This window comes from Brachybacterium phenoliresistens (assembly GCF_000576425.1).
Taxonomy (GTDB): Bacteria; Actinomycetota; Actinomycetes; order Actinomycetales; family Dermabacteraceae; genus Brachybacterium; species Brachybacterium phenoliresistens.
Map to the genome: position 1 here is coordinate 19,653 of NZ_KK070003.1, position 26,001 is coordinate 45,653.

At 72.9% G+C, this 26,001-nt stretch carries 22 protein-coding genes; 7 read left to right on the top strand and 15 right to left on the bottom strand.

Translation table 11 applies throughout. The annotated features are described in order from the left end of the window. The 7 genes from BF93_RS15705 to BF93_RS15735 all read right to left on the bottom strand — a co-directional run bounded on the left by BF93_RS15705 (position 1) and on the right by BF93_RS15735 (position 7,752). Positions 1–447 (bottom strand): GntR family transcriptional regulator, encoded by a 447-nt coding sequence (locus BF93_RS15705; RefSeq protein ID WP_084148621.1) that lies wholly within the window; start codon positions 445–447, stop codon positions 1–3. After that, the gene (locus BF93_RS15710) at positions 444–1,400 is read right to left on the bottom strand and encodes a hypothetical protein (protein WP_038373953.1); all 957 of its coding nucleotides are present in this window, start codon (positions 1,398–1,400) and stop codon (positions 444–446) included. The genes BF93_RS15705 and BF93_RS15710 overlap by 4 nt, the downstream gene beginning before the upstream one ends. A 214-nt stretch (positions 1,401–1,614) precedes the next feature. Next, the gene (locus BF93_RS15715) at positions 1,615–2,742 is read right to left on the bottom strand and encodes a LacI family DNA-binding transcriptional regulator (RefSeq protein ID WP_038373955.1); all 1,128 of its coding nucleotides are present in this window, start codon (positions 2,740–2,742) and stop codon (positions 1,615–1,617) included. A 115-nt stretch (positions 2,743–2,857) separates the two neighbouring features. Beyond that, complete coding sequence (locus tag BF93_RS15720; RefSeq protein WP_038373956.1) at positions 2,858–3,622, bottom strand: sugar phosphate isomerase/epimerase family protein; 765 nt, start codon at positions 3,620–3,622, stop codon at positions 2,858–2,860. Between the two features lie 80 nt (positions 3,623–3,702). Continuing rightward, the gene (locus BF93_RS15725; protein ID WP_038373957.1) at positions 3,703–5,658 is read right to left on the bottom strand and encodes a glycoside hydrolase family 3 protein; all 1,956 of its coding nucleotides are present in this window, start codon (positions 5,656–5,658) and stop codon (positions 3,703–3,705) included. A 156-nt stretch (positions 5,659–5,814) separates the two neighbouring features. Further along, positions 5,815–6,561 (bottom strand): siderophore-interacting protein, encoded by a 747-nt coding sequence (locus BF93_RS15730; RefSeq protein WP_051487072.1) that lies wholly within the window; start codon positions 6,559–6,561, stop codon positions 5,815–5,817. Positions 6,562–6,627: 66 nt separating this feature from the next. Further along, complete coding sequence (locus BF93_RS15735) at positions 6,628–7,752, bottom strand: substrate-binding domain-containing protein (protein ID WP_038373958.1); 1,125 nt, start codon at positions 7,750–7,752, stop codon at positions 6,628–6,630. A gap of 240 nt (positions 7,753–7,992) precedes the next feature. Here BF93_RS15735 and BF93_RS15740 point away from each other — a divergent pair, with 240 nt between their 5' ends. The 5 genes from BF93_RS15740 to BF93_RS15760 all read left to right on the top strand — a co-directional run bounded on the left by BF93_RS15740 (position 7,993) and on the right by BF93_RS15760 (position 16,046). After that, complete coding sequence (locus BF93_RS15740; RefSeq protein WP_051487073.1) at positions 7,993–9,981, top strand: ABC transporter substrate-binding protein; 1,989 nt, start codon at positions 7,993–7,995, stop codon at positions 9,979–9,981. A 7-nt stretch (positions 9,982–9,988) separates the two neighbouring features. After that, positions 9,989–10,981, top strand: coding sequence for an ABC transporter permease (locus tag BF93_RS15745; RefSeq protein WP_038373959.1), 993 nt, complete (start codon positions 9,989–9,991; stop codon positions 10,979–10,981). 16 nt (positions 10,982–10,997) lie between these two features. Then, positions 10,998–12,176, top strand: coding sequence for an ABC transporter permease (locus tag BF93_RS15750; protein ID WP_051487085.1), 1,179 nt, complete (start codon positions 10,998–11,000; stop codon positions 12,174–12,176). Beyond that, positions 12,151–14,478 carry an ABC transporter ATP-binding protein gene (locus BF93_RS15755; protein WP_038373960.1) on the top strand — a complete coding sequence of 776 codons (2,328 nt, stop codon included), beginning with the start codon at positions 12,151–12,153 and terminating at the stop codon, positions 14,476–14,478. Before BF93_RS15750 ends, BF93_RS15755 begins: the two co-directional genes overlap by 26 nt. Positions 14,479–14,552: 74 nt before the next feature. Beyond that, entirely contained in the window at positions 14,553–16,046 is a 1,494-nt protein-coding gene (locus BF93_RS15760; RefSeq protein ID WP_051487074.1) for a sulfatase family protein, read from the top strand. Positions 16,047–16,071: 25 nt separating this feature from the next. Here the strand turns inward: BF93_RS15760 and BF93_RS15765 are convergent, their stop codons facing one another. The 5 genes from BF93_RS15765 to BF93_RS15785 form a co-directional block, all read right to left on the bottom strand. Further along, positions 16,072–16,758: a CE1759 family FMN reductase gene (locus tag BF93_RS15765; protein WP_038373962.1), complete on the bottom strand. Its 687-nt coding sequence runs from the start codon at positions 16,756–16,758 to the stop codon at positions 16,072–16,074. A 47-nt stretch (positions 16,759–16,805) separates the two neighbouring features. Next, the gene (locus BF93_RS15770) at positions 16,806–17,960 is read right to left on the bottom strand and encodes an LLM class flavin-dependent oxidoreductase (protein WP_038373964.1); all 1,155 of its coding nucleotides are present in this window, start codon (positions 17,958–17,960) and stop codon (positions 16,806–16,808) included. A gap of 152 nt (positions 17,961–18,112) precedes the next feature. After that, entirely contained in the window at positions 18,113–19,105 is a 993-nt protein-coding gene (locus tag BF93_RS15775; RefSeq protein WP_038373965.1) for a hypothetical protein, read from the bottom strand. After that, entirely contained in the window at positions 19,105–20,220 is a 1,116-nt protein-coding gene (locus BF93_RS15780; protein WP_051487075.1) for a hypothetical protein, read from the bottom strand. The genes BF93_RS15775 and BF93_RS15780 overlap by 1 nt, the downstream gene beginning before the upstream one ends. 104 nt (positions 20,221–20,324) lie before the next feature. Continuing rightward, positions 20,325–20,684: a winged helix-turn-helix transcriptional regulator gene (locus tag BF93_RS15785; RefSeq protein ID WP_156954173.1), complete on the bottom strand. Its 360-nt coding sequence runs from the start codon at positions 20,682–20,684 to the stop codon at positions 20,325–20,327. A 127-nt stretch (positions 20,685–20,811) separates the two neighbouring features. Between BF93_RS15785 and BF93_RS15790 the strand changes: the two genes are divergently transcribed. Both BF93_RS15790 and BF93_RS15795 read left to right on the top strand, forming a co-directional pair. Further along, a complete protein-coding gene (locus BF93_RS15790; RefSeq protein WP_051487076.1) occupies positions 20,812–21,453 on the top strand; it encodes an NAD(P)-dependent oxidoreductase in 642 nt (213 codons plus the stop codon). Between the two features lie 99 nt (positions 21,454–21,552). Next, positions 21,553–22,686, top strand: coding sequence for an Rv2578c family radical SAM protein (locus tag BF93_RS15795; RefSeq protein ID WP_084148623.1), 1,134 nt, complete (start codon positions 21,553–21,555; stop codon positions 22,684–22,686). Between the two features lie 47 nt (positions 22,687–22,733). On the opposite strand, the gene BF93_RS19120 is transcribed toward BF93_RS15795, so the two are convergent. The 3 genes from BF93_RS19120 to BF93_RS15810 are packed head-to-tail and all read right to left on the bottom strand — an operon-like array spanning position 22,734 to position 25,875. Continuing rightward, positions 22,734–23,390, bottom strand: coding sequence for an NUDIX hydrolase (locus tag BF93_RS19120; protein ID WP_051487077.1), 657 nt, complete (start codon positions 23,388–23,390; stop codon positions 22,734–22,736). Between the two features lie 56 nt (positions 23,391–23,446). Further along, complete coding sequence (locus BF93_RS15805; protein WP_084148629.1) at positions 23,447–25,024, bottom strand: nicotinate phosphoribosyltransferase; 1,578 nt, start codon at positions 25,022–25,024, stop codon at positions 23,447–23,449. Continuing rightward, the gene (locus BF93_RS15810) at positions 25,021–25,875 is read right to left on the bottom strand and encodes a phosphoribosyltransferase family protein (protein WP_156954174.1); all 855 of its coding nucleotides are present in this window, start codon (positions 25,873–25,875) and stop codon (positions 25,021–25,023) included. The genes BF93_RS15805 and BF93_RS15810 overlap by 4 nt, the downstream gene beginning before the upstream one ends. Between the last annotated feature and the right edge of the window lie 126 nt (positions 25,876–26,001).

The window sequence follows — 26,001 nt, forward strand, 5'->3', positions numbered from 1 at the left end:
TCACGGCCCGGACCCGGGGTGGCGAGCACGCGAGGGCGGCCGGATCTCGGGCGGCTCGTAGCGGCTGCGGTCCGGGCCGCTGCGAGGATCCCGGTCCGGCCAGACCGCACGCAGGATGCGCGTCGCCTCCTCGATGCTGAGCCCCTCGTCGGTGGCGGTCCGGGCCAGGGCCTGCGCGCTCTGCAGCACGGCGGCCGATGTGCTGCCGGCATCCTCGCTCACCCGGGTCCCGCCGCCGATCCTCGTGGTCAGCAGGCCTTCCTGCTCGAGGGATCGGTAGGCCTTGGCGACTGTGCCCGGCGCGACGGCGAGGTCCTTGGCGAGCTGGCGCACCGACGGGAGCGGCTCGCCCGGCGCCAGCTGGCCGCTCCCGATCAGACCGCTGATCTGGTCGTGGATCTGGGAGACCGGGGAGGAGCCTCCGCCCAGCGTGATGCGCGGGGTCATGCGGCACCCGTGGCGTGCCCCCGTGCCTCGAGCCGCGGAGACACCAGGCAGGCCAGCAGGACGATCCCCCAGATTGCCCATCCGGAGACGGCGGCACCCGTGCTCAGCACCCCCAGCGGCTCCTCGAGCGCGCTGAAGGACGCTCCGCCCCGGAAGAACTGGTCGCCGCTGTGGGCGGTGCCGCGGATCGCCGCGGTCCCGGAGAGCGAGGCCAGGACCTTCGAGAGATGGAGGAGCAGGGCGCCGGCGGCGACGGCGAGGACGGTGTGGCTGCGCTGGCGTCGTGCGGACGCATCGCGGACCGGATCCGATCCCCAGGGCGGTCGGGAGATCCGCCAGATCGCCGCCGCGGCGAGAGCGATCAGCACGGAGATGAGGATGAGCGCCGGCACCGAGGCATACCAGCCGTAGATGGTGGTGCCGATCGCGGCCGATCCCATGTCGACCACATACATCGCCCAGCGTCCCTGCTCGTCCTGGGACGATGCGAGCCCGGCCGCGACGGCGAGTCCGGCGGCGGCCGCGACGAGCACGAGCACGACCGCCGGCCAGGGGTGGGCGACGAACGCGGACGGCGTGCGACGTGAGAGTGCCGCGCTCCCGCCGCTGGTCGATCCGCTGCCGCCGGCGGGCAGAGCGATCACGGCGACGGCGAGGACTCCGGCGACCAGGGGGACGAGGATTCCCACCCGCTGGGCGGCCGCCGCATCCGAGAACCCCAGGGGCTCCGGCAGGTCGATGCCGAGCAGCGGGAGCAGCGGGAGCGATGCCCCGGCCAGGGTGACGAGGAGGGCGAGACCCGCTCCGGCAACGATCCATCGCCGGATCCGGGGGCGGATCGCCATCACCGGCCATCGGGTCCTCGGGACGAGCACGAGGACGACGGCGAGGGCCAGTCCCACCAGGGCCGGTCTGGCAGCGGCGGCCACGGAGACGAGGAGCAAGGTGGACACGACGACCTCCGAGTGTGTCGCGACGGTGACACACTGTGTATCACGATGGTGATACACCTGTCGAGGTCATCCGCGACCCGCCGCTCGCTGCTCGGCTCTCGGATCCGGCGTCTGTGGGCCGGATCGGCCGGGAAGCGCTCAGCAGCCGGATATCACCGGGGGCGGGCGGGTGCGCGCAGACGTCCGTGCGCCCCGAGCCCCGGGGAGGCGCGGGTCAGAGCGCGGTCGAGTCGCGCAGCAGGACGTCGCCGCGCATGCGCAGGTCCATGACCTCGGCGTTCCCGGCCGGCCCGCCGGCGGCATCGGCCGCGCCCGCCTCCGCGTCCTCGCCCGCGTCGTCCGGCCCGGCGTCCGCCGCGCCGGCGGGGGCGGGGCGGTGCGGGAGGATCCAGGCGCTGACCTGCTCGGCCATCTCCTCGAGGGGGAGGGCGACGGTGGTGAGCACCGGGTAGGAGTCGTTGGCCGCGGGCACGCCGCCGAAGCCGGCGACGGCGACCTGGCCGGGGATGTCCACGCCGCGGCGACGCAGCTCGCCGAGCACGCCCAGGGCCATGACGTCGGCCGGGGCGAACACGCACAGGGGCAGGCCGTCGCCGGCATCGGGCCCCAGGGAGTCGAGGTGGTCGGCGACCTGGGCGGCGAAGGCGTGCCCGCCCGCGCGGTCCAGGCCCGCCGTGCCGTACAGCTCGACCTCGATGCCGGCCTCGGCGAGGCCGGCGAGGAAGCCGCCGGTGCGGTGCGCGGCGGTGGGGATGCCGGTGATGCCCTGCGGCACGGCGAAGCGGCGGTGCCCGGCGACGACCAGGGCGGTGGCCAGCTCGTGGGCCGTCGCCGCGTCCTCGGTGACGATGGTGCGCCCCACGCCGGGCGCCTGCCCGACGCACACCACGAGCCCGCCGTGGGAGTCGAAGCCCTGCAGCAGCTGGAGGATCGAGGAGTCCGAGGCCGCGCCGTAGCGGTGGGAGCCGATGAGGACCAGGGCGTCTACGCGCTGGGCGATGAGCGAGCGGATGGCGCGGATCTCGGTGTCCGGGTCGCGGTCGGTCTGGGTGAGCAGCACCTGGCTGTCGGAGGCGAAGACCCGCTGCTGGATGGCGCGCGCGAGGGCGGCGAAGTACGGATCGGCGATGTCGTGGACCACCAGGCCGATCAGCCCCGATCGCGACCGGGCGAGCGCCTGCGCCTGGGCGTTGGTGACGTAGCCCAGCTCGTCGGCGGAGGCGCGGACCTTCTCGGCGACCTCCTTGCCCGGCGTGCGCGCGGAGCCGTTGAGCACGCGGGAGGCGGTCGCGAGGGACACGCCCGCGTGCTGGGCGACGTCGGAGAGGCGTACGGCCGGCATGGTGTTCTCCCGGTCTGTCGGCAAGCGGTGTCCAGAGGGATCAGCATACGTCCGCCCGCCGGTGGGCGAGCGGCATCCGGTGATGTCGGACGAGGGTCCCGAGGTCCGGGGCGGCTCAGCGTCCCAGCCAGGTGCGCAGGGTCTCGGCCTCCTGCGCCAGCAGGGCGGGATCGTCGCCCGGGACGAACTCGAGCAGGGCGTCGTGGTCGCGCCCGCTGGCCTCGACCATCGCCAGCGCCTGCGTCCACAGTCCGGCCCGCGCCTCGAGGGGGAGGCGCTCCGAGCCCGGCCACCAGGAGAAGACGTGGATCGTGCTGACCTGGTCGCGCACGCGCAGCAGGGTCTCCAGGGCCGCCTCGTCGGGCATGTCCTGATGCGGCTGCCAGTAGGTCCACACGGCCTCGTGGCCGATCTCCGTGAGCAGGCTCAGCGTGGAGCCGATCTCGTCGGTGAGCGTGCCACCGTGGAACTCGAGGCCCAGGTCGATGCCCCGGGAGGCGGCGGCGTCGGCGGTGGTGCGGATGCGCTCGACGATCCGGGCGCGATCCGCGGCCGATGTCTCCGCGGAGCCGGCGTCGCCGGCCCAGACCCGCACCCGAGGGGCGCCGAGCGCCTCGGCCGAGCGCAGCACGGCCTCCGCCTGCGCGGCGACCTCGGCGTCCGAGCCGACGAACCGCAGGTAGGAGCCGTACGAGGCGACCTCGAGCCCTGCCTCGCGCGTGAGCTGCAGAGCCCGGCGCGCGGCGAGGACGTCGCCGGCGGGGACGTGCACGTCCCCGCCCCATTCGATGCATGCGAGGCCGGCCGCGGCAGCGCGGCGCACCACGGTCGCGGGATCGAGGTCCCGGAAGGTGACCGAGCACAGGCCTGGGCGGATCATGGGGGCTCCTCCTGCGATGGAATGCGTTTTCTCATCGTACGCGGGAGGAGCCCCGTTCGAGCAGGGGCGCGACGCGCCGGTCAGGACGCGGCGGAGTGCCCGGCCGGGAAGGTCGGGTCCGCCGTGCCGCCGGGCACGTCGGTGAGGGAGGCGCGTACGGCCTCCATCGAGGACGGGATCTCGAAGGGCAGCCGGCCGCGCGGCGGGACCGCCCCGGTGAGCGCGTCCACCAGCGCCTCGTCGCTGCTGCCGTAGCTGGCCACGAGCACCGTCGCGATCTCGGTGAGCGGGGCGAGGATCGCCGGGCGCAGCAGGGTCGCGTCGACGACCAGGGGCGCCTGCTCGGCGATCAGGCGCAGCCGGGCGAGCAGCCCCGGCCGGTACTCGAGGCTGCCCTGGTGGAAGAACGGCTCGAGGAAGAGGTCCGCGCGCGGGTCGAAGGGCTCCTCGAGCCGCACGATCGCGACATCGGCCTCCTCCGGCGTCGCCACCACGGTGCCCAGCCGCGCGGCGGCCGCCTCGCCGAGCCCCCAGGCGAAGACCTTCCGGTCGGTGCCGGTCAGGGGCAGGTGCAGGGACGGGTGCGCCGGCACGGGCTCCGCGTCCGGACCGGGCTCCGCGTCCGGACCGGGATCCGGGTCCGGACCGGGCTCCGCCCCGGCCGGGCCGGACGCGCCGCGGCGGCCGTCCACGAGGATCGTCGTCGAGGCGGCCTGGGCGCGGCGGCCCGCGGCGACGAGCTCGGCGGCGCCGACGATCTCCTCGGCGGCGTCCTCGTCCACGAAGGGGTTCTCGAACAGTCCCAGCTGGAACTTGACCCGCAGCAGGCGGCGCACGGAGGCGTCGATCCGCGCCTCCTCCAGCCGGCCCTCGCGCACCAGCGCGACCAGGACTTCCGGGCACTGCTCCCCGCCGAACTGGTCCACGCCCGCCTCGAGGGCTCTGATCATCCGGCCGGCCAGATCCAGGTGCTCGACGCCCCAGGCGCGGGCCGGCAGCGGCAGGCCCATCACCACGGTGTCGGTGAGCAGGCCCCAGTCGGTGCAGATGACGCCGTCGTAGCCGAGCTCCTCGCGCAGGATGCCGGTGAGGACCTGGCGGTTGAAGCCGAAGCCCACCTCCTCGATGGACTCGCCGCCGCGCTCGAGGCCCACCGGCATGCCGTAGTAGGGCATGAGCGCGCTGACCCCGCGGGCGATCGCGGCGCGGAAGGGCTCGAGGTGCTCCTCGAAGCGGCCCCCGGGGTAGACCTGCTCGCGGCCGTAGGGGAAGTGGGGGTCCTCGCCGTCCTTCTGCGGGCCGCCGCCGGGGAAGTGCTTGGCCATGCAGGCCACCGAGTCCGGGCCCAGGTCGCCGGTGATCTGGAAGCCGTCGAGGTAGGCCTCGGCCATGCGGCTGACGCGCTGCGCATCGGGCCCGAAGGTGTGGAACTGGCGACCCCAGCGCGGCTCGGTGGCCAGGTCGATCTGCGGGTGCAGCGCCGCACGGATCCCCACGGCCCGGTACTCGCGGCGCGCGGCATCGGCGAACTCCCGCACGATCTCGGGATCGCCGAGCGCGCCCAGGCCCAGCGGCTCCGGCCAGGCGGACATGGCGCCCGCCGCGAAGGCCGCCCCCTCGTTCTCGATCGAGGAGTGGCGCGGGTCGGTGCTGATGGTGACGGGGATCGAGTGCGGTCCCTCGGCCGCGAGCTCCTGCACGCGGTTGGCCCAGCGGGCCGCGAGCCGGGCGCCGGGCGGGAGGGCGTGGACGTTCACGTGCGTGATGCCCTGGTCCAGGACCATGCCCCGGGTGCTCATGGAGCGGGCGCGGCCGGTGCCCTCGACGACCTCGCCGTCGGGGGAGGTCTCGATGATGGTGTGGAAGAGCAGCCCGGCCTTCTCCTCCAGCGTGAGGCGGGCGGTGAGGTCCTCGGCGCGCTCGTCGGCGCTGCGTCGCGGGTCCTCGAACGGCGCCATCACCCCGTCGTGGTCCAGGTCGCGGAAGGCGGTGCCGTCCTCGGCGATGAGCAGGGCGGGGACGGGGCTGGGGCTCATGCGGACTCCTCCGGGACGGGACGGATCGGCCGCCGATGCGGCCGGGCTCGGCCAGGGTAGCTCCGCCCGGGACGGTGCGGAGGTGCTTTCGCCGATAAAACCCACCGTAGTACGGTTTTCGTTCGAGGGCGGCCCGCCGGCCACCGGCGGGGCGTCTCAGCTGTGGCGCCAGTACGCCAGGGCGTGCAGGTGCTCCTTCGGGATCCGGGCCCGGGTGCGCAGGGCCCGGCCGACGGCGCGGGTCCCGGCGGCCTCGAGCGCCACCACGCAGACGGTGCCCGCCGGGGCCGATGCCGCCGCCGCGAGCGCCGCTGCCTCGATGCTCCCGTCGCGGTCGAACCAGGCGATGCTCGCCCCCTCGCGCCGCGGCAGCGGCAGGACCTCCTCGTCGTCGGGGCGGCCCCGCTCCAGCAGGACCGTGGCCGGGATGCCCGGGGCCCGGCGCAGGGTGTCCGCGATGGCGGGCACGGAGGCGCCGTCGCCGATCAGGAGCAGGTGCGGCGGGTCGGAGGCGACGGGGCTGCGCCCGTTGAGGATGCTGGCATCGATCTCGTCGCCCGGTCGGGCCGCGCGGGCCCAGTCCGAGGCGATGCCGGGGTGGAGGTAGAACTCGATCCAGGCCGTGCCGGATCCCGGATCGGGGTCCACAAGGGTGTAGGCCCGCTGGTGGCCCTTCCCGTCGGGGCGCGTGAACCACAGCCGCAGCCAGTACGTCGGGTACACGTCCTCGCGATGCAGCAGGTCGCCGACGTCCACCTGCAGGCGCAGGAACGAGGCGGCGACCTCCTGCCGGTCGATCACCCGCAGCCGCAGGTCCTGGGCGCGCCAGGCCCGGAGGAGGGCTCCGTCGAGCCCGCGGCGGGGCGCGCTGATGCGGGCGGCGGTGGGGGAGTCTGCGGTCACGGGTCCTCCAGGGTCGGTGAGGTCAGCCTCACCGTACTCTGGCACGACGTGCGCCGCGCGCCCGGATCACTGCGTCAGGGCGGGCGCCTCCTGCGGAGGCCGGGACGTCTCGCGCACGATCAGCGAGGGGACCAGGGTGAGGTGCTCGATCGCGGCCTCGGGATGGGCGATGCGGCGCAGCGCGAGCTCCACGGCACGGACGCCCAGGGTGTGCTTGGCCGGTGCGACCGCTGTGAGGGCGGGTCGCGACGTGGCCGAGAGCTCGTCGTCGTAGGCGACCAGCGAGAGATCCCCCGGGATCGACCAGCCGCTGCGGATCGCATGCTGGAGCAGCAGCGTCGCCGCCGTGTCGGAGTGGACGAGGGCCGCGGTCACCCCCCGTTCGCGGAACTGCGCGAGCAGCGCGTCGATCTCCTCGAAGAGGTGGGCGCCCGACGGCGCCAGCACCGTCCCCGGATCGCAGACCTCCTCCAGGCCCATCAGCTCGACGGCGCGACGGTAGCCTGCGTCGATGGAGGAGTTCGAGGGGGTGGAGAGATCGCCGGCGAAGCCGATCCGCCGGTGCCCGAGGCCCGCCAGATGCCGCACTGCCTGGGCCGCTCCCATCGAGTGGTCCGAGCGGACGGTGTCGAACATGCGTCCCAGCACCCCGTGGCCCTCGATGCCGCGCTCGGTGAGGACGACCGGCATCGGCAGCTCGGCGATCCGGGCGACGAGCCGCTCGGTGGCCGCGCCCCCGCGCATCTCCGGGGCGATGAGCACGGCGTCGATGTCCCCGGCCTGGGCGATCTGCTCGACCACCCGGATGTTCGACTCGGTGTTCGCCTCGTTGCTGGCCGTGTAGGCGTGGACGGTGAGATCTGCGCCGAGCCTCTCCGCGGCCTCGGTCGCGCCGCGGATGATCGTGGACCAGTAGTAGCGCAGGCCAGGGGTCACCATCGCGATCCGCGGGTGCTCGGCGGCGTGGCGGTGGGCCGTCGTGCTGTCGGGGGCGAGGGGTGGTCCCGTCCGACGGGCTCCGCCGCGCACCTGCTCGACCAGGCCCTCCTCGGCGAGGCTGGCGATGTCCCGGCGCACGGTGATGGAGGAGACGCTGAGCTCCTGGGCGAGGGCGCCGATATGGGCCTCGCCGGCCTGCTGCACCCGTTCGAGGATGTGCTGGCGCCGGCTGGACGGCAGAGTGCTGCTCATCGGACGTGGTCTCCCCTCGTGCACGACGCGGTCTGCTCCGACGCGTCGCGGTCGTCATCGTAGCGCAGCGATGCGATCAAAAGTGATCATCTCGGAACAATAACTCTGCTTGACAGGTCGTCGATGATCGAGTGTGATCGTCTCGTTCGGTGGTGAACCCGGCTCGACGCAGGCGTCGGCAAGCGCTCGCCACGCGATCGCCCCCCGTCGCAACGATGCGAGAGAAGAGCGAGGAACCCCATGACCCCGTCGATCCCCGATCCCACGATCCGCCGCCGCAGCGTCCTCACCATGGGCGCGGCCGCCGGCCTCGTCACGGCCACCGCCAGCGGATGCTCGTTCTTCTCCACCGACCCCGACTCCGGCGGCGGCGGCGGGGGCGAGGGCGGCGGCACGGACGCCATGGAGTCGCCGATGCTCGCCGAGAAGGTCGAGGCCGGCGAGCTGCCCCCGCTCGAGGAGCGCCTCCCGGCGGAGCCGCTCGTGGTCGAGGTCGCCGAGCCGGGGATCTACGGCGGCACCTGGCGGTCCCTCACCCTCGGCCCCGGCGACTCCGCCTCGCCGGACCGCATCGTCGGCTACGAGCCGGGCCTGCGGAAGTCCCCGAACCTGGACGAGATCGGCCCCGGCGTGTTCACGGCAGTCGAGGCGAACGCCGAGGGGACCCAGTACACGATCTCCCTGCGCCCGGGGATGAAGTGGTCCGACGGCGAGCCCTTCACCGCGGACGACATCGTCTTCGCGATCGAGGACGTCTTCGGCAACACCGAGCTGTTCGCCACGCCGCCGTCCTGGCTCTCCTCGGACGGCACCAAGGCCACCGCCGAGAAGGTCGACGAGACCACGCTGACGGTCACCTTCGCCGCCCCCACCGGACGCTTCGAGGACGAGCTCAACCGCAACATGGAGCTCATCAACTACCCGATGCACTACGCGAAGGACTTCCACCCCGACCACAACGCCGATCTCGACGCGAAGGTCGAGGAGGCCGGCATGGGGGTCTGGACGGACCTCTGGAACGACCAGATCTCCGGCGAGGGCTTCTGGAAGAACCCCGAGCTGCCGACGATCGACGCCTGGGTCGTCACCACGCCGCTGGGCGAGGGCGGCTCCGTCGTGTTCGAGCGCAACCCCTACTACTGGAAGACCGATCCGGACGGCCGCCAGCTGCCCTACATCGACTCCCTCAGCTTCGAGGTCGTCACCGACCCCGAGGTGATGGTGCTGAAGGTGACCGACGGCGAGGTGGACATGATGTACCGCCACGCCAACAGCTCCGCCAACAAGCCCGTGTACGCCGACAGCCTCGAGTCGGCCGGCACGCAGATCCTCGACAACACCGCGACCTCCATGAACGCCATGTGCGTCGCCCTGAACCTCGCCCACAAGGATCCCGCCAAGGCGGCGCTCTACCAGAACAAGGACTTCCGGATCGGCCTCTCCCATGCGATCAACCGCGAGGAGCTGATCACCTCGGTCTGGCAGCGCCAGGGCGAGCCGTGGCAGTGGGCGCCCAGCGCCGACTCCCCGTTCTACGACGAGGAGTTCGCCAAGCAGTTCACCGAGTTCGACGTCGACCTCGCCAACCAGCATCTGGACAAGGCCGGGCTCACCGCGAAGGACGGCGACGGCATGCGGACGATGCCCGACGGCGGCACCCTCACCATCACCCTCGACGTCCCGGCGGCGATGAAGCCGGAGTGGCCGACCGCGGCGTCGATGATCTCGGACATGTGGAAGGCCGTGGGCATCCGCATGAGCGTGAACACCATCGACCGCACCCTGTTCTACGACCGCAAGATCTCCACCGCCAACGAGCACGACGCGGGCGTCTGGGGCGGGGACGGCGGCCTGGCCGTCGAGTCCATCGACCCGCGCTGGTACATGCCCTACAGCGACGAGTCCGTGTGGGCGACGGCGTGGGCGCGGTACTACAGCACGCGCGGCGCCGAGGGCAGCGAGCCGGTCGCCCCCGCGAAGGAGCAGATCGAGCTCATGTGGCAGTTCGCCGCGGAGCCCGATGCGGACGCCCGCGACGAGATCTTCCGCCAGGTCCTCGCGATCGCCAAGCAGGAGTTCTGGGGCATCGGCATCGTCTCCGAGCCGGCGCCGTACGTCGTCGCCAAGAACCGGCTGAAGAACCTCACCGCCGGCGTCCCCGACACCTGGGTGTACCGCACCCCCGCGCACACGAACCCCGAGTCCTGGTTCATCAGCGAGAGCGAGTGATCCGCTGATGGGCCGCTATCTCCTGCGGCGGGTCCTCATCATGGTCCCGACGCTGTTCGCGATCTCCATCGCGACCTTCATCATCATCCAGCTGCCGCCCGGCGACTACGTCACCACGCTCATCGCGCAGTACTCGGCGCAGGGCGATCAGCTGGACGGACCTCAGATCGAAGCGCTCAAGAACCGCTACGGCGTGGGCGACCCGATGATCGTCCAGTACTGGAAGTGGATCTCCGCGATCCTGTTCCACCTCGACTTCGGGGAGTCCTTCGCCTGGCAGAAGCCGGTGTCCTCGCTGCTGGCGGACCGGCTGCCGCTGACGATCGCGCTGTCGATCATCACGCTGCTGTTCATCTGGGCGGTGTCCTTCCCGATCGGGATCTACTCGGCCCTGCGCCAGTACAGCGCCGGCGACTACGTGTTCACCATGATCGGCTTCATCGGCCTGGCGACCCCGAACTTCCTCATCGCCCTCGTGCTCATGTATCTGGGCATGCAGTACTTCGGCACCGGGGCGGGCGGTCTGTTCTCCCCGGAGTGGAAGGACGCGTCCTGGAACATCGGCAAGGTGCTGGACCTGCTCGGGCACATCTGGGTCCCGCTGGTGGTGTGGGGCACCGCGGGGACCGCCGGCATGATCCGCATCCTGCGGGCGAACCTGCTCGACGAGATCCGCAAGCCCTATGTGACGGCGGCCCGCGCCCGCGGCGTCTCCGAGACCAAGCTGACGGTCAAGTACCCGCTGCGCGTCGCGCTGAACCCGTTCTTCTCCACGATCGGATGGGTGCTGGCGAGCCTCATCAGCGCCGACGCGATCGTCTCCAAGGTGCTGAACCTGCCGACCATGGGGCCGCTGCTGCTGGACGCGCTGCGCTCCCAGGACATGTACCTCGCGGGGTCGATCGTCCTGATCAGCGCCACGCTCACGGTGATCGGCACCCTGATCTCCGACCTGCTGCTCGGCTGGCTGGACCCGCGGGTCCGGCTGGGCGCCCGATGACGAGAGGAGCTCGATGATGACGACCATCGCCGAGCCGCACGGCGCAGGGGAGCCCGACGCCCCGCCGCCGCCCGATGCCCCGACCGCGCCCGAGCACGGCCACCATTCCGACGACGCCGTCGCCGTCGCCTCGCAGTGGCAGCTGACCTGGTGGTCCTTCCGCAAGCACAAGCTCGCCATGATCGGTGCGATCGTGACGCTCGGGCTGTACCTCATGGTGATCTTCGCGGGCTTCCTCGCCCCGTACGCCAAGAACTTCTACAGCCCCGAGTACACCTACGCGCCGCCGCAGCAGCTGCACGTGCTGGACGACGGCCGCTTCGGGCTGTACGTCCACCCCCAGAGCGCCGAGCAGGACCCCTCGACCCTGCAGCTGACCTGGACGGTGGACGAGTCCGCCCGCACCGACGTGGGCCTGTTCGTCAAGGGCGACGAGTACCGGATGCTGGGCTTCCTGACCCTGGACCGCCATCTCATCGGCCCCGTGGATCCCGACGGCGAGCCCGTCTTCCTGCTCGGGGCGGACAAGAACGGCCACGACATCCTCTCGCGGATCATCCACGGCTCGGTGGTCTCGATGACCATCGGCCTGGTGGGCGTGGCCATCAGCCTCGTGATCGCGATCGTGCTCGGCGGGCTCTCCGGGCTGCTCGGAGGCCTCACCGACACGGTGATCCAGCGCGTCATCGAGTTCCTCATGTCGCTGCCGGCGATCCCGCTGTGGATGGCGCTCGCCGCGGCGGTGCCGCCGACCTGGAACCCGCTCGAGCGGTACTTCGCGATCATCCTCATCCTGTCCCTCATCGGGTGGACGGGGCTGGCCCGCGAGGTGCGCGGCAAGTTCATGTCCGTGCGCGAGGAGGAGTACATCACCGCCGCGACGGTGGACGGCGCAGGCCGCGGCCGGCTGATCTTCCGTCACATGCTCCCGCAGTTCACCAGCCACATCATCGCGGGACTGTCGCTGTCGATCCCCTCGATGATCCTCGCCGAGACGTCGCTGTCCTGGCTCGGCCTCGGCCTGCAGGCCCCCGTCGTCAGCTGGGGCGTGCTGCTGCAGGAGGCCCAGAACATCCGCGTCATCACGACCGCCCCCTGGATCATGATCCCCGGCCTGGCCGTGGTGGTCGCGGTCCTCGCCCTCAACTTCTTCGGAGATGGACTGCGCGATGCCGCCGACCCTTACAAGAACTGAACCCGACTCCCGGCCGGCCGGCACGGCGCAGCCGCTGCTGCGCATCAGCGGCCTCAGGACCCACTTCGACACCAAGGAGGGGCTGGTCAAGGCCGTCGACGGCGTCGACCTCGAGATCCCCCGCGGGAAGACGGTGTGCGTGGTCGGCGAGTCCGGCTGCGGGAAGTCCATGACCTCCCGCTCCATCCTCCAGCTCATCGAGCGCCCCGGGCGGATCGTCGGGGGCAGCATCGAATGGCGGCCCGAGGCGGGATCGGACGAGGTCATCGAGGTGACCTCCCTGCGTCCCAAGGACCCGCGCCTGACCCGTCTGCGCGGCGGGGAGATCGGCATGATCTTCCAGGAGCCGCTGGCCTCGCTGTCCCCGATGTACACCGTCGGCGACCAGCTGGGGGAGGCGCTGCGCATCCACCGGGGGCTGACGAAGGCGCAGGCCCGCGAGCGGGCCATCGAGATGCTGCGCACCGTGGGTCTGCCCAAGCCGGAGCAGCGGGTGGACGCCTACCCCTTCCAGCTCTCCGGCGGCATGTGCCAGCGCGTGATGATCGCGATCGCGCTGTCCTGCGAGCCGAAGCTCCTCATCGCCGACGAGCCCACGACCGCGCTCGACGTCACCACCCAGGCGCGCATCCTGGACCTGCTGAGCGACCTCCAGGACGCCAGCGGGATGTCGATGCTGTTCATCACCCACGACATGGGCGTGGTCGCCGAGATCGCCGACGAGGTCACGGTCATGTACCTGGGCCGCGTCGCCGAGCACGGCACCGTCGAGCAGATCTTCACCGCCCCCAAGCACCCGTACACGCGGGCGCTGCTCGAGTCGATCCCCACCGGTCGCGGGGAAGGGGAGCGCGGGCGCCTGCGGGCGATCCGCGGCATGATCCCCCACCCGCAGAACCGGCCCGCCGGCTGCCCCTTCCACAACCGCTGCGAGTTCGCGATGCCGGGCCTCTGCGACCAGGAGCAGCCGCAGCGCTCCGCGTTCGACGAGGACCACTTCGCGCACTGCCACCTGTACGACGCGCAGGGCAGGGGCATCCATCCCGGCGCCGCCGAACCGGTCCCGCTGGGCATGCCCGACGTCCCGCGCCGGGAGGAGGACGCCTCGCAGGACGACCCCGAGCGCCTGCCGAAGTGGCGCGTGCGGCGCCGCGAGCAGCCCACCTCGAGCGTCGCGGCGGGATCCGTCGCCGCGAGCGGGACGACCGACGCGGCGGCGGCCTCCGATGCCTCGGTCGCGGACTACGCGACGGCCGCCCCCGAGACCGCCACCGACGCCGAGCCGCTGATGCGGATCCGCGGTCTCACCAAGCACTTCCCCATCCGCTCGGGGCCGTTCCGCCGCGAGTCCGGCGCCGTGCACGCGGTCGACGGCATCTCCCTGGACATCCGCTCCGGGGAGACGCTGGGCCTGGTCGGGGAGTCCGGCTGCGGGAAGTCGACGCTGGGCCGCACCATCGCCCGCATCCTCGATCCGACGTCCGGCTCGCTGGAGTACCGGCGCCGCGACGGGAAGACGGTCGACGTCGCCGGGATCACCGGCCCGGAGCTCCTGCAGTACCGGCGGGACGTGCGCGTGATCTTCCAGGACCCGTTCTCCTCGCTGAACCCGCGGATGAACCTCGAGCAGCTCGTCGGCGAGCCGCTGCGCAACCACGGGATGGCCAAGGGCTCGGAGCTGCGGGACCGGGTGGCGGAGATGCTGCGCACGGTGGGCCTGCGCCCCGACTACCTCAAGCGGTACCCGCACGCGTTCTCGGGCGGCGAGCGCCAGCGCATCAACATCGCGCGGGCCCTGATCACCCAGCCGCGTCTGGTGATCGCCGACGAGGCGGTCTCCGCCCTGGACGTCTCCGTGCGGGCGCAGATCCTCAACCTCCTGGACGACCTGCAGGAGCAGTTCGATCTGACGTACCTGTTCATCAGCCACGACCTGTCCGTGGTCGAGCACATCTCCGACCGGGTGGCCGTGATGTACCTCGGCCGGATCGCCGAGCAGGCCGCGACCGCGGACCTCTACGACACCCCGCAGCACCCGTACACCGAGGCGCTGCTGCATGCGGTGCCGCTGCCGGACCCGGCGCTGCGCGGCGTCCATCAGGGCTTCGCCATCGCCGACGACCTGCCCGACCCGTCGAACCCGCCCTCGGGCTGCCCGTTCAGCACGCGCTGCCCGTACGTGCGGGAGGACCGCTGCCGCACCGACGTGCCGTCCCTGCGCCGGGCCGAGGCGCCGGGGCACAGCGTGGCCTGCCACTTCGCCCACGAGATGGATCTGGTGGGCGTCGGCGAGAAGCGCTGACCTGCGGGCGCGGGGCTGCGCGGACGCGGATCCCCGCGCCCGCGCAGCCCCGGGCCCCGAGGAAGGAGAGCTCGATGGCCCCAGCTGCCCCTGTCCCTGTCCCTGTCCCTGGACCCGCGACCCCGGAGCGGCCGGACATCCTGCTGATCGTCTCCGACGATCACGGCTACGCCGATCTGTCCCTGCGGGGCAGCCCCGATGCCCGCACCCCGCACCTGGACCGGCTCGCCGCCTCCGGGACCGTCTTCGAGAACGGCTACGTCAGCGCCCCGATCTGCTCGCCCTCGCGGGCCGGCCTCATCGCGGGCGCGCACCAGCAGCGATGGGGCGCGCACTGGTTCGACACCTCGGCGTTCCCGCCCGCCTCCCGGCTGGTGCTCCCGGAGATCCTCGGCGCGGCGGGATACCGCACCGGGTACTTCGGGAAGGTCCACTACGGCCCCGAGGGCCCGGGGGATCGGGCCTGCCCCGACCGGCACGGCTTCGACCGGTCCCTGTACGGCCTCGCCGGGCAGTCCTTCGGCCGCCTGCACTACCTGCACCATTCGTCGGAGGCCGTCGCGGAGTACGGGGAGGCGGCGGCGGTCCACGGCGTCCAGCCGCTGTACGAGGACGGCCGCGAGACCTCCTGCGCGCGGCATCTCACGCCGGAGCTCGCCCAGCGCGCGATGGACTTCATGGGCGCGGGCGCGGACGCGGACGATGCCGGCGCGGGCGACGCCGGCGCGGGCGAGGGCGCAGCCGGGCCGCGGCAGCCGTTCTTCTGCATGGTCGCCTTCAACGCCGTGCACAACTTCGCCTGGCAGCTGCCGCAGGACGAGCTGGAGGCCCGCTCCCTCCCGGCGCACGACGACTTCGATCCCGAGGCCGCCCGCTACCTGGACTGGTACGACGGGGCGATCTCCCCGCACCTCGAGCACGGGCGGGCGTACTACCTGGCCCAGCTGGAGATCATGGACCGGGAGATCGGGCGGATGCTCGACCACCTCGAGGCGACCGGCCGCCGCGAGAGCACCCTGGTGGTCTACCTGACCGACAACGGCGGCTCCACCTGCAACTACGGCAGCAACCTCCCGCTGGAGGGCACCAAGTACAGCCTCTTCGAGGGCGGCATCCGCGTGCCGTACATCGTCTCCTGGCCCGGCACGGTCCCGGCGGGCCGCACCGCGCAGGGCCTGGTCTCCTCCCTGGACCTGCTGCCGACCTTCGCCGCGGCCGCCGGCGCCCCGCTGCCGGAGGGGCTGGTGCTGGACGGCCGGGACCTGCGGCCCGCCTGGGAGGATCCGGGGCCGGAGGCCGGGCATCCGGCGCTGTTCTTCGACACGGGGTTCCAGAGCGCCGTGCGCACGCCGCGGTGGAAGCTGCGCCGGGTCGATCCCGACGCCCCGCAGCGCGCGCACCTGCTCGAGGTCGAGCACACCGACATCGGCGCCGGGACCACCCTCGTGCCGATCGGCGAGAGCTGCGACGAATCGGCGGCGGCCGATGCCTCCGCACGGCACCCCGAGGTGCTCGCGGAGCTCACCGCCCTCCACGAGGCCTGGCGGGCGGAGATGGCCGCAGGCTGAGCGGCGCGCGCCCTCGGCGGCGACCTCAGCGCCCCAGCAGCGTCCCCATCGGCACGAAGTCCGCGAACTCGCCGGTGGCGATCGGATCGACCGGGGTCGTCTCCCCGGCCTGGTCCTCCTCGGTCCGCGCGGCGCCGGCGGCCGCGGACCCGGCGGCGCCGAGCAGGGTCAGCAGCTCCCCGGCGGCCCGGCGTGCGCGGGCCGCGAGCGGCTGCGCATCGGCCTCGGGGGCATCGGCCGCACCGAAGTCCGCGGAGGCCGCGAACACGGCCGTGGGCACGACCTCCGCCTTCAGGTAGGAGAACATCGGCCGCAGCGCGTAGTCCACAGCGAGGGAGTGGCGCGCCGTGCCGGCGGTGGCGCCCAGCAGCAGGGGCTTGCCCTCCCAGATCTCGCGGTCCGCGACGTCGACGAACATCTTGAACAGGCCCGAGGGGCCGACGTTGAACACGGGCGTCACGGCGATCACGGCATCGGCGGCGCGCAGGTCCTCGAGGACCCGGGCGAGGCGCTCGCCGGGGAACCGGGTCAGCAGCGCGTCCGTGATCTCCCGGGCGAGCTCGCGCAGCTCCACCACGGTCGTGGTCACGCAGCGGCCGGCGGCCTCGGCGCGGCGCACGGCGGCATCGGCCAGCTGGTCGGCGAGCATGCGGGTGGAGCTCGGGGTGGACAGCCCGGCGGTGAGCACCACCAGGCGCAGGGGCTGGGTCATGACAGGGGGTCCTTCCTCCAGGGGCGGGACGGCAGGGGCGGTGCGGGTCAGCGACGGTCCTCGGCGCGCAGGCCGGTCCAGTTGTCCCCGGTCTCGAAGCGGTACTCCGGGTCGAAGGCGCCGCGATCGGCCTCCGCGGCGGCCACCCGGCCCGCGTGGGTCGGCGCGTCGGGGACATCGGCCGGGCGGCGCGCGTCCAGCTCCCGCCGCAGCAGCGGCACCACCTCGGTGCCCAGCATCTCGATCTGCTCGAGGACCGTCTTCCGGGGCAGGCCCGCGTGATCGAGCAGGAACAGCTGGCGCTGGTAGTCGCCCACGTGATCGGCCATCGTCAGGTAGCGCTCGACGACCTGCTCGGGGGAGCCGACCACCAGCGGCGTCTGCCGGGTGAAGTCCTCCATCGAGGGGCCGCCGCCGTAGACGGGGGCGTTGTCGAAGTAGGGGCGGAACTCGCGCACCGCGTCCTGGGAGTTCCTCCGCATGAACGCCTGGCCGCCCAGTCCCACGATCGCCTGGTCGGCCCGGCCGTGGCCGTAGTGCTCGTAGCGGCGGCGGTACAGCTCGACCATCTGCTTCGTGTGGGAGATCGGCCAGAAGATGTTGTTGTGGAAGAAGCCGTCGCCGTAGTAGGCGGCCTGCTCGGCGATCTGCGGGGAGCGGATCGAGCCGTGCCAGACGAACGGCGGCACGCCGTCCAGCGGGCGCGGGGTCGCGGTGAACTGCTGCAGCGGGGTGCGGAACTTCCCCTCCCAGGTGACGACGTCCTCGCGCCACAGCCGGTGCAGCAGCTCGTAGTTCTCCACCGCGAGCTCGATGCCGGTGCGGATGTCCTTGCCGAACCACGGGTACACCGGCCCGGTGTTGCCGCGGCCCATCACCAGGTCCACGCGGCCGCCCGTGAGGTGCTGCAGCATCGCGTAGTCCTCGGCGATCTTCACCGGGTCGTTCGTGGTGATCAGCGTGGTCGCGGTCGACAGGATGATCTCCTGCGTCTTCGCGCCGATGTAGGCGAGGGTCGTCGTCGGGGAGGAGGTGACGAAGGGCGGGTTGTGGTGCTCGCCGAGGGCGAAGACGTCCAGCCCCACCTGCTCGGCCAGCAGGGCCTCCTCGACCATGAGGTCGAGGCGCTCGTGCTCGGTGGGGACCTTCCCGGTGGTCGGGTCGGGGGTGATGTCGGCGATGGTGAAGATTCCGAACTGCATGCTCAGCGCCTCCTGGCGTGGTCGTGGCGACGACGGGGCGCCGCAGCGGACCGCCGTGATAGTTCAAGATTAAACTACATGGCGGGCGTGCGCAAGCCCGGGGGGCGGTGAGGCTTCGGGCGGATGCGTCGGGAGCGCGGGCCGGACCGCGGTCAGGAGTTGATGTCGGTGCTGTACGCGGTCCAGCTGTTGCACGGCGACAGCGCGCCGTCGGTGCTGCGGGCCACCAGCACCCAGTGCACGACGGCGGCGGCGGGGATCGAGGCGGGCGGCTCCGGCGGCCAGGTCCCCTCGTCCAGGAGGATCGCCCAGAGGTCGTCGGAGGGATGCAGCTCCTCGGGCAGCTGCAGCATCGCGGTGGTGGCGAGGCACTGCCGCTGCAGCCCGTAGCGGCGCGCGGCGTCCAGCCGGGCGGGATCGTCCTCCGTGTAGGCCTCGAGGTAGTGGAGGGCGTAGAAGGAGATCGAGCTCTGCCAGCCCACCGTGTCCATGAGTGCCCGGGAGAGGTCGGCCAGGTAGGCGGCGGGGAGATCCGGCTCGGCGGCCAGGGCGGAGAGGTGCCCGGCGCCGAGGGGCCAGTAGAGCACTCCGTCCAGATGGCACATCAGCGGAGAGGTCTGCTCGAACAGAGGGGCCTCGCACGCCGACCCCGGCGGGATCTGCGGCCAGGCGAACACCTCCACCCGCGGCGTGGACCAGGGGAGGTTCCGGTCGCTCATGGCCTGCGCCCACAGCCCTGCGTAGCAGGCGGTGCCGGCATCGAGGAAGGCCTGCAGCTCGGCCGCGGTCGGCGCGGCCGTGATGGCCGGCAGCGGGCACTCGGCGATCTCGGGAAGGTGCCCGCCGGTGAGCGGGCTCGTCGTCAGGACCTCGAGGTTCTCCTCGGGGGTGAGCTCATCGCCGTCGCGGGCGGTGAGGACGACGAAGGGCCGGGCGCTCTCCGTCTCCGGGGCAGGGGCGGAGCTCGCGCTCGCGCTCGAGCTCGGGCTGCCGGACGCGGCGGGCTGGTCGGCGCTGCGGTCCTCCCAGGCCAGGTAGCCGATGCCCAGCGCGACCACCAGGACGAGCAGGGCCGCGCAGCCGCATGCGCCGATGATCACCGGCAGGCTGCGGCGCCGGCCCGCGCCCGTCCCCGTCATCGGCATCAGCCGTCGATGTCGTACGACGGGGCGTTCCAGGTGTTGCACGCGGAGACGTCGCCGCCGCTGTCCAGCCCGGTGCGGACCCAGGTGACCATGGACGAGCTCGGGATGGAGCGCGGCTCATCGCCCACGGTCCACGTCCGCTCGTCCAGCATGATCGCCTGCAGCGCCTCGGAGGGGCGCAGCTCCGCGGGCAGCTGCATGGACGTCGCCGAGGAGAGGCAGCGCATCTGCAGGTTGAAGCGCCGGTAGCCGTCGCGCCACTGCGGGTCGGACTCCTCGAAGTCGTCGAGGTAGTTCTGGTAGTAGACCGCGATCGAGGTCTGCCAGGTCAGCGGGTTCATGAGGGAGTGCGCGAGGTCCACGAGGTAGGCGGAGGGCACGTCCTCCGGTGCCGCGTGCGTGGCGAGGTTCCCGGCCTCGAGCGGCCAGTACAGGGTGTTGTCCAGGTTGCACATGCGCGGCTCGTACTGCTGGAACGTGTTCGGCGCGCACGAGGAGTCGGGGACGTCCGGCCAGGTGTACACCACGACATCGGGCGTGGACCAGGAGAGGTTCTTCTGGCCCAGCAGGCTTCCCCAGGCGCCGCTGATGCAGCCCGTGCCGACCTCGAGGAAGGCCTGCAGGGCCTCCTGCGTCGGACCCGCGGTGATGGCCGGCAGCTCGCAGCTGCCGATGGCGGGGATGCCGCCGGCGGTCATCGGGCTGGTGGCGAGGACCTCCCGGTTCTCCTCGGCGCTGCGGGTGTTCTCGTCGATCGGGGAGATCGGCTGGAAGGTCGTCGGCTCGGCGGGGCTCGGGGCGGAGACGCTCTCGCTCGGCTCGGTGGGGGCGGAGGCGGTGGTCTCGGGCCCGGCGGTCGGGCTCGGGCTCCAGGACCGCCAGGCCAGGAAGCCGATGCCCCCGGCCACGACGAGCACGAGCAGGGCCACGCAGCCGAGCGCGCCCGCGATCAGCAGCCAGGGCCGCTTCTTCGGCGCCGGCGGACCGGACGGGGGAGGGGTCTGCCCCCATCCCGGGCCCTGACCGGGGTTCGTGTACGGGGCCTGGGGACCCTGCTGCCAGTGATCGTCCCCGTGGTTCTGCGGCGGGCCGGCCGGCCCCGGTCCTTGCGACATCGAGTTCCCCTCACGTTCCGCCCCGGTGCGGGGGCACCGGCAGGATATCGGGGCCCGGGCGGGGGATCGGGGCCGTTCCGGCAACAGCCCGGTATCGATCCGCTTCAGGCGGCGTACGCCTGCTGCGCCTGCTCGACCTCGCCGAGATGCTCCGTCGCCCAGCGCATCAGGGCGCCGAGCGGATCGAGCAGGCTGCGGCCCAGCGGCGTGAGGGCGTACTCCACGCGGGGCGGCACCTCGGCGTGGACGGTCCGGGTGACCAGGCCGTCCCGCTCGAGGGCGCGCAGGGTCTGCGTGAGCATCTTCTGCGAGACCCCGTCGACCCGCCGGCGGATCTCGGAGAACCGGCGCGGCCCGTCCTCGAGCGTCGCGATCACCAGGACGGTCCAGCGGTCGCCGATGCGGTCCAGCAGCTTCCGCGAGGGGCAGTCGCGCTGGTACGGGTCGGGCGGCAGGAGCGGCATGAGAGCCTCCGGAGGGGTCGGCGGGGCGGGTCGGGCCGGTTACCGGAAAGTGCCTGCTTCCCGGGAGGTCCTTGGTCACCTACGGTAACTCATGAACATCATCAGCACTTCCGGAAGGACCTGCATCATGCGCATCACCATCCTCGGAGGCACCGGCTACGCCGGCGCCGAGCTCGTCCGCGAGGCCGCCGCGCGCGGCCACGAGGTCACCTCCTTCAGCCGCTCGGCCGCCGAGACGCCCGTCGACGGGGTCCGGTACGTCCACGGCTCCGCGCTCGAGGAGGCGGAGCTCGCCCCCGCGCTCGAGGGCGCCGAGGTCGTCGTCTCCGCCCTCGCCCCGCGCGGACCGCTCGCGGGCCGCACGCGCGAGCTGCTCGCCGGCGTCGCCGACACGGTCGCCGCCTCCGGCGTGCGCCTCGGCGTGATCGGCGGGGCCGGCTCCCTGCAGGTTGCCGAGGGCGGCCCGCTGCTCGTGGACACCCCGGACTTCCCCGAGGCCTTCCGGGCCGAGGCCCGCGAGATGACCGCCGTCCTGGACGACCTGCGCGGGCGGGACGATCAGCTCGACTGGTTCTTCGTCAGCCCTGCCGCCGGGTTCGGCGCCCACGCTCCCGGCTCGGCGCGCGGGCAGTTCCGCATCGGCTCCGATGTGCTGCTGGCCGATGAGAACGGCGCCTCCGAGCTGTCCGCCCCGGATCTCGCCAGCGCGATCCTCGACGAGATCGAGGCGCCGGCGCACCGTCGGGCCCGGTTCACCGTCGCCTACTGACCGGCCGATGCCCCGCGGGACCGACGTCCCGCGGGGCGGCCACCCCGCCGCGCCGCCGGGGTCCTTGACTGGGCGTCGAACATGTGTTCGACTTCGGGCATGCGGTGGAGCGGACAGAGGATCGGCGGCACGCCCGAGGCGGCGGGCGCAGGCCCGCTCGCGGCGGATCCCGCGCAGGACCCCCGCACCCGTGCCCTCGTGGGCCTGACCGGACTGGTGCGCAGCGTGCGCACCCCGGAGTTCCACGGGGTCACCTTCCATGAGGTGGCCGCGAAGTCCGCGCTGAACCGCGTGCCCGCCGCCAGCTCGATGCCGTTCTCGTGGACGGTGAACCCCTACCGCGGCTGCTCGCACGCCTGCGTGTACTGCTTCGCCCGCAGCACCCACCGCTACCTCGACCTCGACGCCGGGGCGGACTTCGACCAGCAGGTGGTGGTCAAGGTCAACGTCGCCGAGGTCCTCCGCGCGGAGCTCGCCCGGCGCTCCTGGGGACGCGAGGAGGTCGCGCTCGGCACCAACACCGACCCGTACCAGCGGGCGGAGGGCCGCTACCGCCTCATGCCGGGGATCATCTCCGCCCTCGCGGACTCGGGCACCCCGCTGTCGATCCTCACCAAGGGCACGCTGCTGCGGCGGGACCTGCCGCAGCTCGAGGAGGCCGCGCGGCGCGTCCCGGTGGACCTGTCGATGTCCATCGCGATCTTCGACGACGCCCTGCAGAAGGCGGTCGAGCCCGGCACGCCCTCGACCGCCGCGCGCCTGGCCACCGTGCGCGCCGCGGCCGATGCCGGCTTCCGCGTCACCGTCTTCCTGATGCCGATCATGCCCTGGCTGACCGATGGCGACCGGCAGCTGGACGAGGCCCTCGCCCGCATCGCCGAGGCGGGCGCCGCGCACGTCGTCTTCGGCGCCCTGCACCTGCGGCCGGGAGCCAAGGAGTGGTTCCTGGAATGGATCGAGCGCGAGCACCCCGAGCTCTCCCGCGGGTACCGCCGCTTCTACGGCCAGGCCTCCTATGCTCCGGCCGGCTACCGTCGCGACCTGGGGCGGCGCGTGCGGCCGCTGCTGGCCCGGCACGGCCTCGCCTCCCATGAGGACGTCGACCAGCCCGAGCATCGCCGCGAGGCCGCGGCGCGCGCGGGCCGCACGGGGCGCTCCGGCCGCGCGGCCGGCGAGGACCCGCGGCCGCTGCCGTCCGCGCTCGAGCTGTCCGGGCAGCCGGCGCTGTTCTGACCGCGGGCGGCGCTCCTCCGCTCAGCGCATCCGCGCAGCCGTCGCGATCACAGCCGGTACAGCGCGCTCGGATGCCCCTTGCTCGCGCCCGCCGCGTACTCGCCGGTCTTGGTGGCCCCGTGCGTGCCGAGCAGCCGACGGATCCCGTTGTTGTCCGTGGGGAGGATCGCCCGGCCCGTGGCCTGCTCGAGCGCTCGGGCCACGGTGAGCACGTCGCGCACGCTGAGGACGGGGCCGAACAGGAGCCGCAGGGCCTCGGCCTCGGTGAGCAGCAGCCGTCCGAGGGAGGCCGCGGCCCGCAGGATGATCGCCTCGTGGTCGAAGGGCAGCCCGCGCACGGCCCCGAGCTCCTGCAGGTGCAGGGACGGCGTTCCCGCCAGGGGCTGGACGCCCAGTGCCAGCTTCGCGATCGCCATCGTCGGCCCGCGCGGATCACGGCCGTCCGTGTCGAACACGCCCACGTCCTCCAGCCGCTCCGCGCGGGCTCCCGCCTTGGTGGCCAGGGCCCGCTCGGCCGCCTGCACGGAGGTCTCCCGGCCGATCAGGACCCCGGGCAGCGCCGCCTCGCCGAGGAACGGCGCGAACTGCCGCGGCGGCAGGCAGACCTGCAGCGTCCCGGCGGAGTAGACCATCGCGACCACATCGACCGACACGAGCGCCTGCTCGAACTCGCTCACCCCGGATCCCTTCGTCTCGGCGTCCATCGGCCCCCAGTCTGGCATCCTGCGCCGGCGCGCCCGGTCGCCGGGGCCCGTCGGCCTCACGCATGGGCGGCGAGGACCGCGCGGACCTCCGCGAACGACTGCCGGCGCAGGAACCGGCCGTCCTCCCAGATCGGCTGGAGGAGGCTGCGCGCCTCCTGGTCGGGCGTGGCCCGTTCGACGAGGACCATCCCGCCGTCCTCTCCCGGCAGCACCGCGAGGCGGCCGGTGGCCGAGGTCTTGGTGCCCGAGTCGGTGACCGGGTCCTTCAGCATGTCGCGGCCCGCGCCGTCGACCTCCGCCCAGGTCGCCTTGATGGCCGAGGAGAAGGTGTCCCGGGTGACGTACTGGTAGGTGAACGAGCCGATCCCGAACACGACGTTCGTCGAGGCGAAGCCCTTCGCGGCCAGGCGGTCGATGATCGCCTCGGCCCGCTGGAGGGTGATCGAGTCGCCGTAGATGGCGCCGACATGCGGATCCAGGACCCGGTATCCCTGGGCGGTGACGGTGCCGCCGAACTCCTCCCACAGCAGCGGGACGACGCCCATCTCCTCGGGGGCGACCTCCTCGCCGGCGGCGCGCCGGGCCGCGATCTCCTCGGCCGAGAGGGTGCCGCACAGGATGTCCACGGGGTCGCCGCTGTCGGGTCGGATCACGAGCTTCCCCTCGCGGCCCAGGATCTCCGCGCGCAGCATCGGCAGCGTCGCGGTGAGGACGTTCCACAGGTCCCAGGTGTCCGAGACGACCGAGACGATCCCGGCGGGGTAGACCTCGGTGAGCAGGCGCCGGAAGGTGCTGACCTCGCCGTCCTGGCCGCCGGCCATCATCACCGAGTGCTCGGTGGCCGGGACCGAGGCCGCGATCAGGCCGTTGTCCCCGTCGTAGTACGTCTCGACCGCGTCGATCGCCGGGATCGAATCGGTGCCGACGAAGCTCAGCAGGTGCGCCGCGCCCGACATCGCCGCCGAGGCCAGCGAGGTCTGGCCGCGGAAGGAGAAGTCGTGGCCCTGGAACGCGACCCCGGCGGTCGTGCCGGTGGTCCGCAGCGCCGCCGCATCGAACAGGCGCCGGTACTCGAGGGCGATGGTCGCCGTGGTCGAGGGGTGCCACACCGCCGCCGAGAGCGCCGACTCGATGTAGTTCACCAGCCAGAAGAACTCCGGCAGCGTGTTCTCGATCGTGAAGCTCGGCACCCGCAGCGGCACCCGGGTCCCCTCGGGGACGGCGCAGAACCGCAGCGGCAGGTACCCCAGGCGGTGCAGGGCGCGGATGTGGTCGGTGCCGACGGCGCCCGGGCCCAGGTAGGCATCCATGATCCGCTGGTACGCGCCGGCGACCTCGTCCTCCTCCGCCGCCGCGAAGAACGGCGCGAAGGCGTCCATCAGCGACTCCTGGAGGTAGGCCTGCAGCCCGAAGTGGACGACCGCGTCGATCCCGGGGATGCGGCTTCCGCGGTTGGTGAAGTTCGAGTACACCCGCGTGGTGCCGGGCGGGTACTGGCGGATGTGGCCGACCTTGTAGCCGTCCGTCGCCAGCAGGGGCGCGATCGCGGCGCTGCGGCTGCGGCGGCCCGGCTGCGGGCGGGCGGGCGCCGGGGCGTCGCTGCGGCCGATGGCGGGGCTGGTGTCGAGGGTCATCGTGCGGCCTCCTGGAGGATCGTGGCGGTGAGGGGATGGATGCGCGCGCCGACGTCGGCGCGGGCGGCGCTCGGCAGCGAGTCGGTGGTGTGGATGCGCCCGTAGTGCTCGCGCAGCCGCTCGGCGCGGCCGGAGAACACCCCGTGGGTCACCCACAGGTCCAGGCGCTCGGGGCCGATGCCCGCCGCCCCGGCCAGGCCCAGGAAGGTGCCGCCGCCATCGCAGATGTCGTCGACGACCAGCAGCTTCCCCGCCTCCGGCAGGGGCTCCACGCTGAAGCCGGAGAGCTTCCCGGTGGCGAAGTCGCGGTGCTTGCGGGCCTGGAGCAGCGGGATGCCGAGGGCGCGGGCGGTGCTCCCGGCGCGCCGGCGCGCCCCCTCGTCCGGGGCGATGACGCCGACGTACTCGCTCACCCAGCCGTCGGCGACCCGGCGGGCGAGGGCGCGGCGGATGATCCTCCACGCCGGGCAGACCACCAGGTCCTCGAGCAGCGAGGGCATGACCGGGGAGTGCGGGTCGACGGCCACCACCCTGTCGGCCGCCACCAGGCGCACCAGGCGGGCGTAGACCTCCGCGCCCAGCGGGGTGCCCCGGTCCGCGCGGGCTCCGGGGAGGTAGGGGACGGCCAGGGTGATGGGCCCGGCCCCGGCGCGGCGCTGCGCGTCGACCCACATGGCCGCCTCGAGGTAGTCCTCCGCGTGCGTGCCGCGGACGATCACGCAGGCGCCCGTGCCCGGATCCTGCGGCGCCGCGTGCGCCTCCCCGGCGGGGAAGCGCATCGCCCCGCCGTCCTCGGGGACGAGGAGCCCGTCCCGCCGGGAGAAGGTCTCGACCCTCTTAATAGTGTTCATGGTGGACACTATAGACCCGATGGGGTGGCGCAGGGCAAGTCGGGGGCTCTGGTGACGGAGGGGCGGCGAGGCGCAGCATCGGCCCGGGCATGCGGAACGGCCCCTGATCTGCAGGTGAACCTGCAG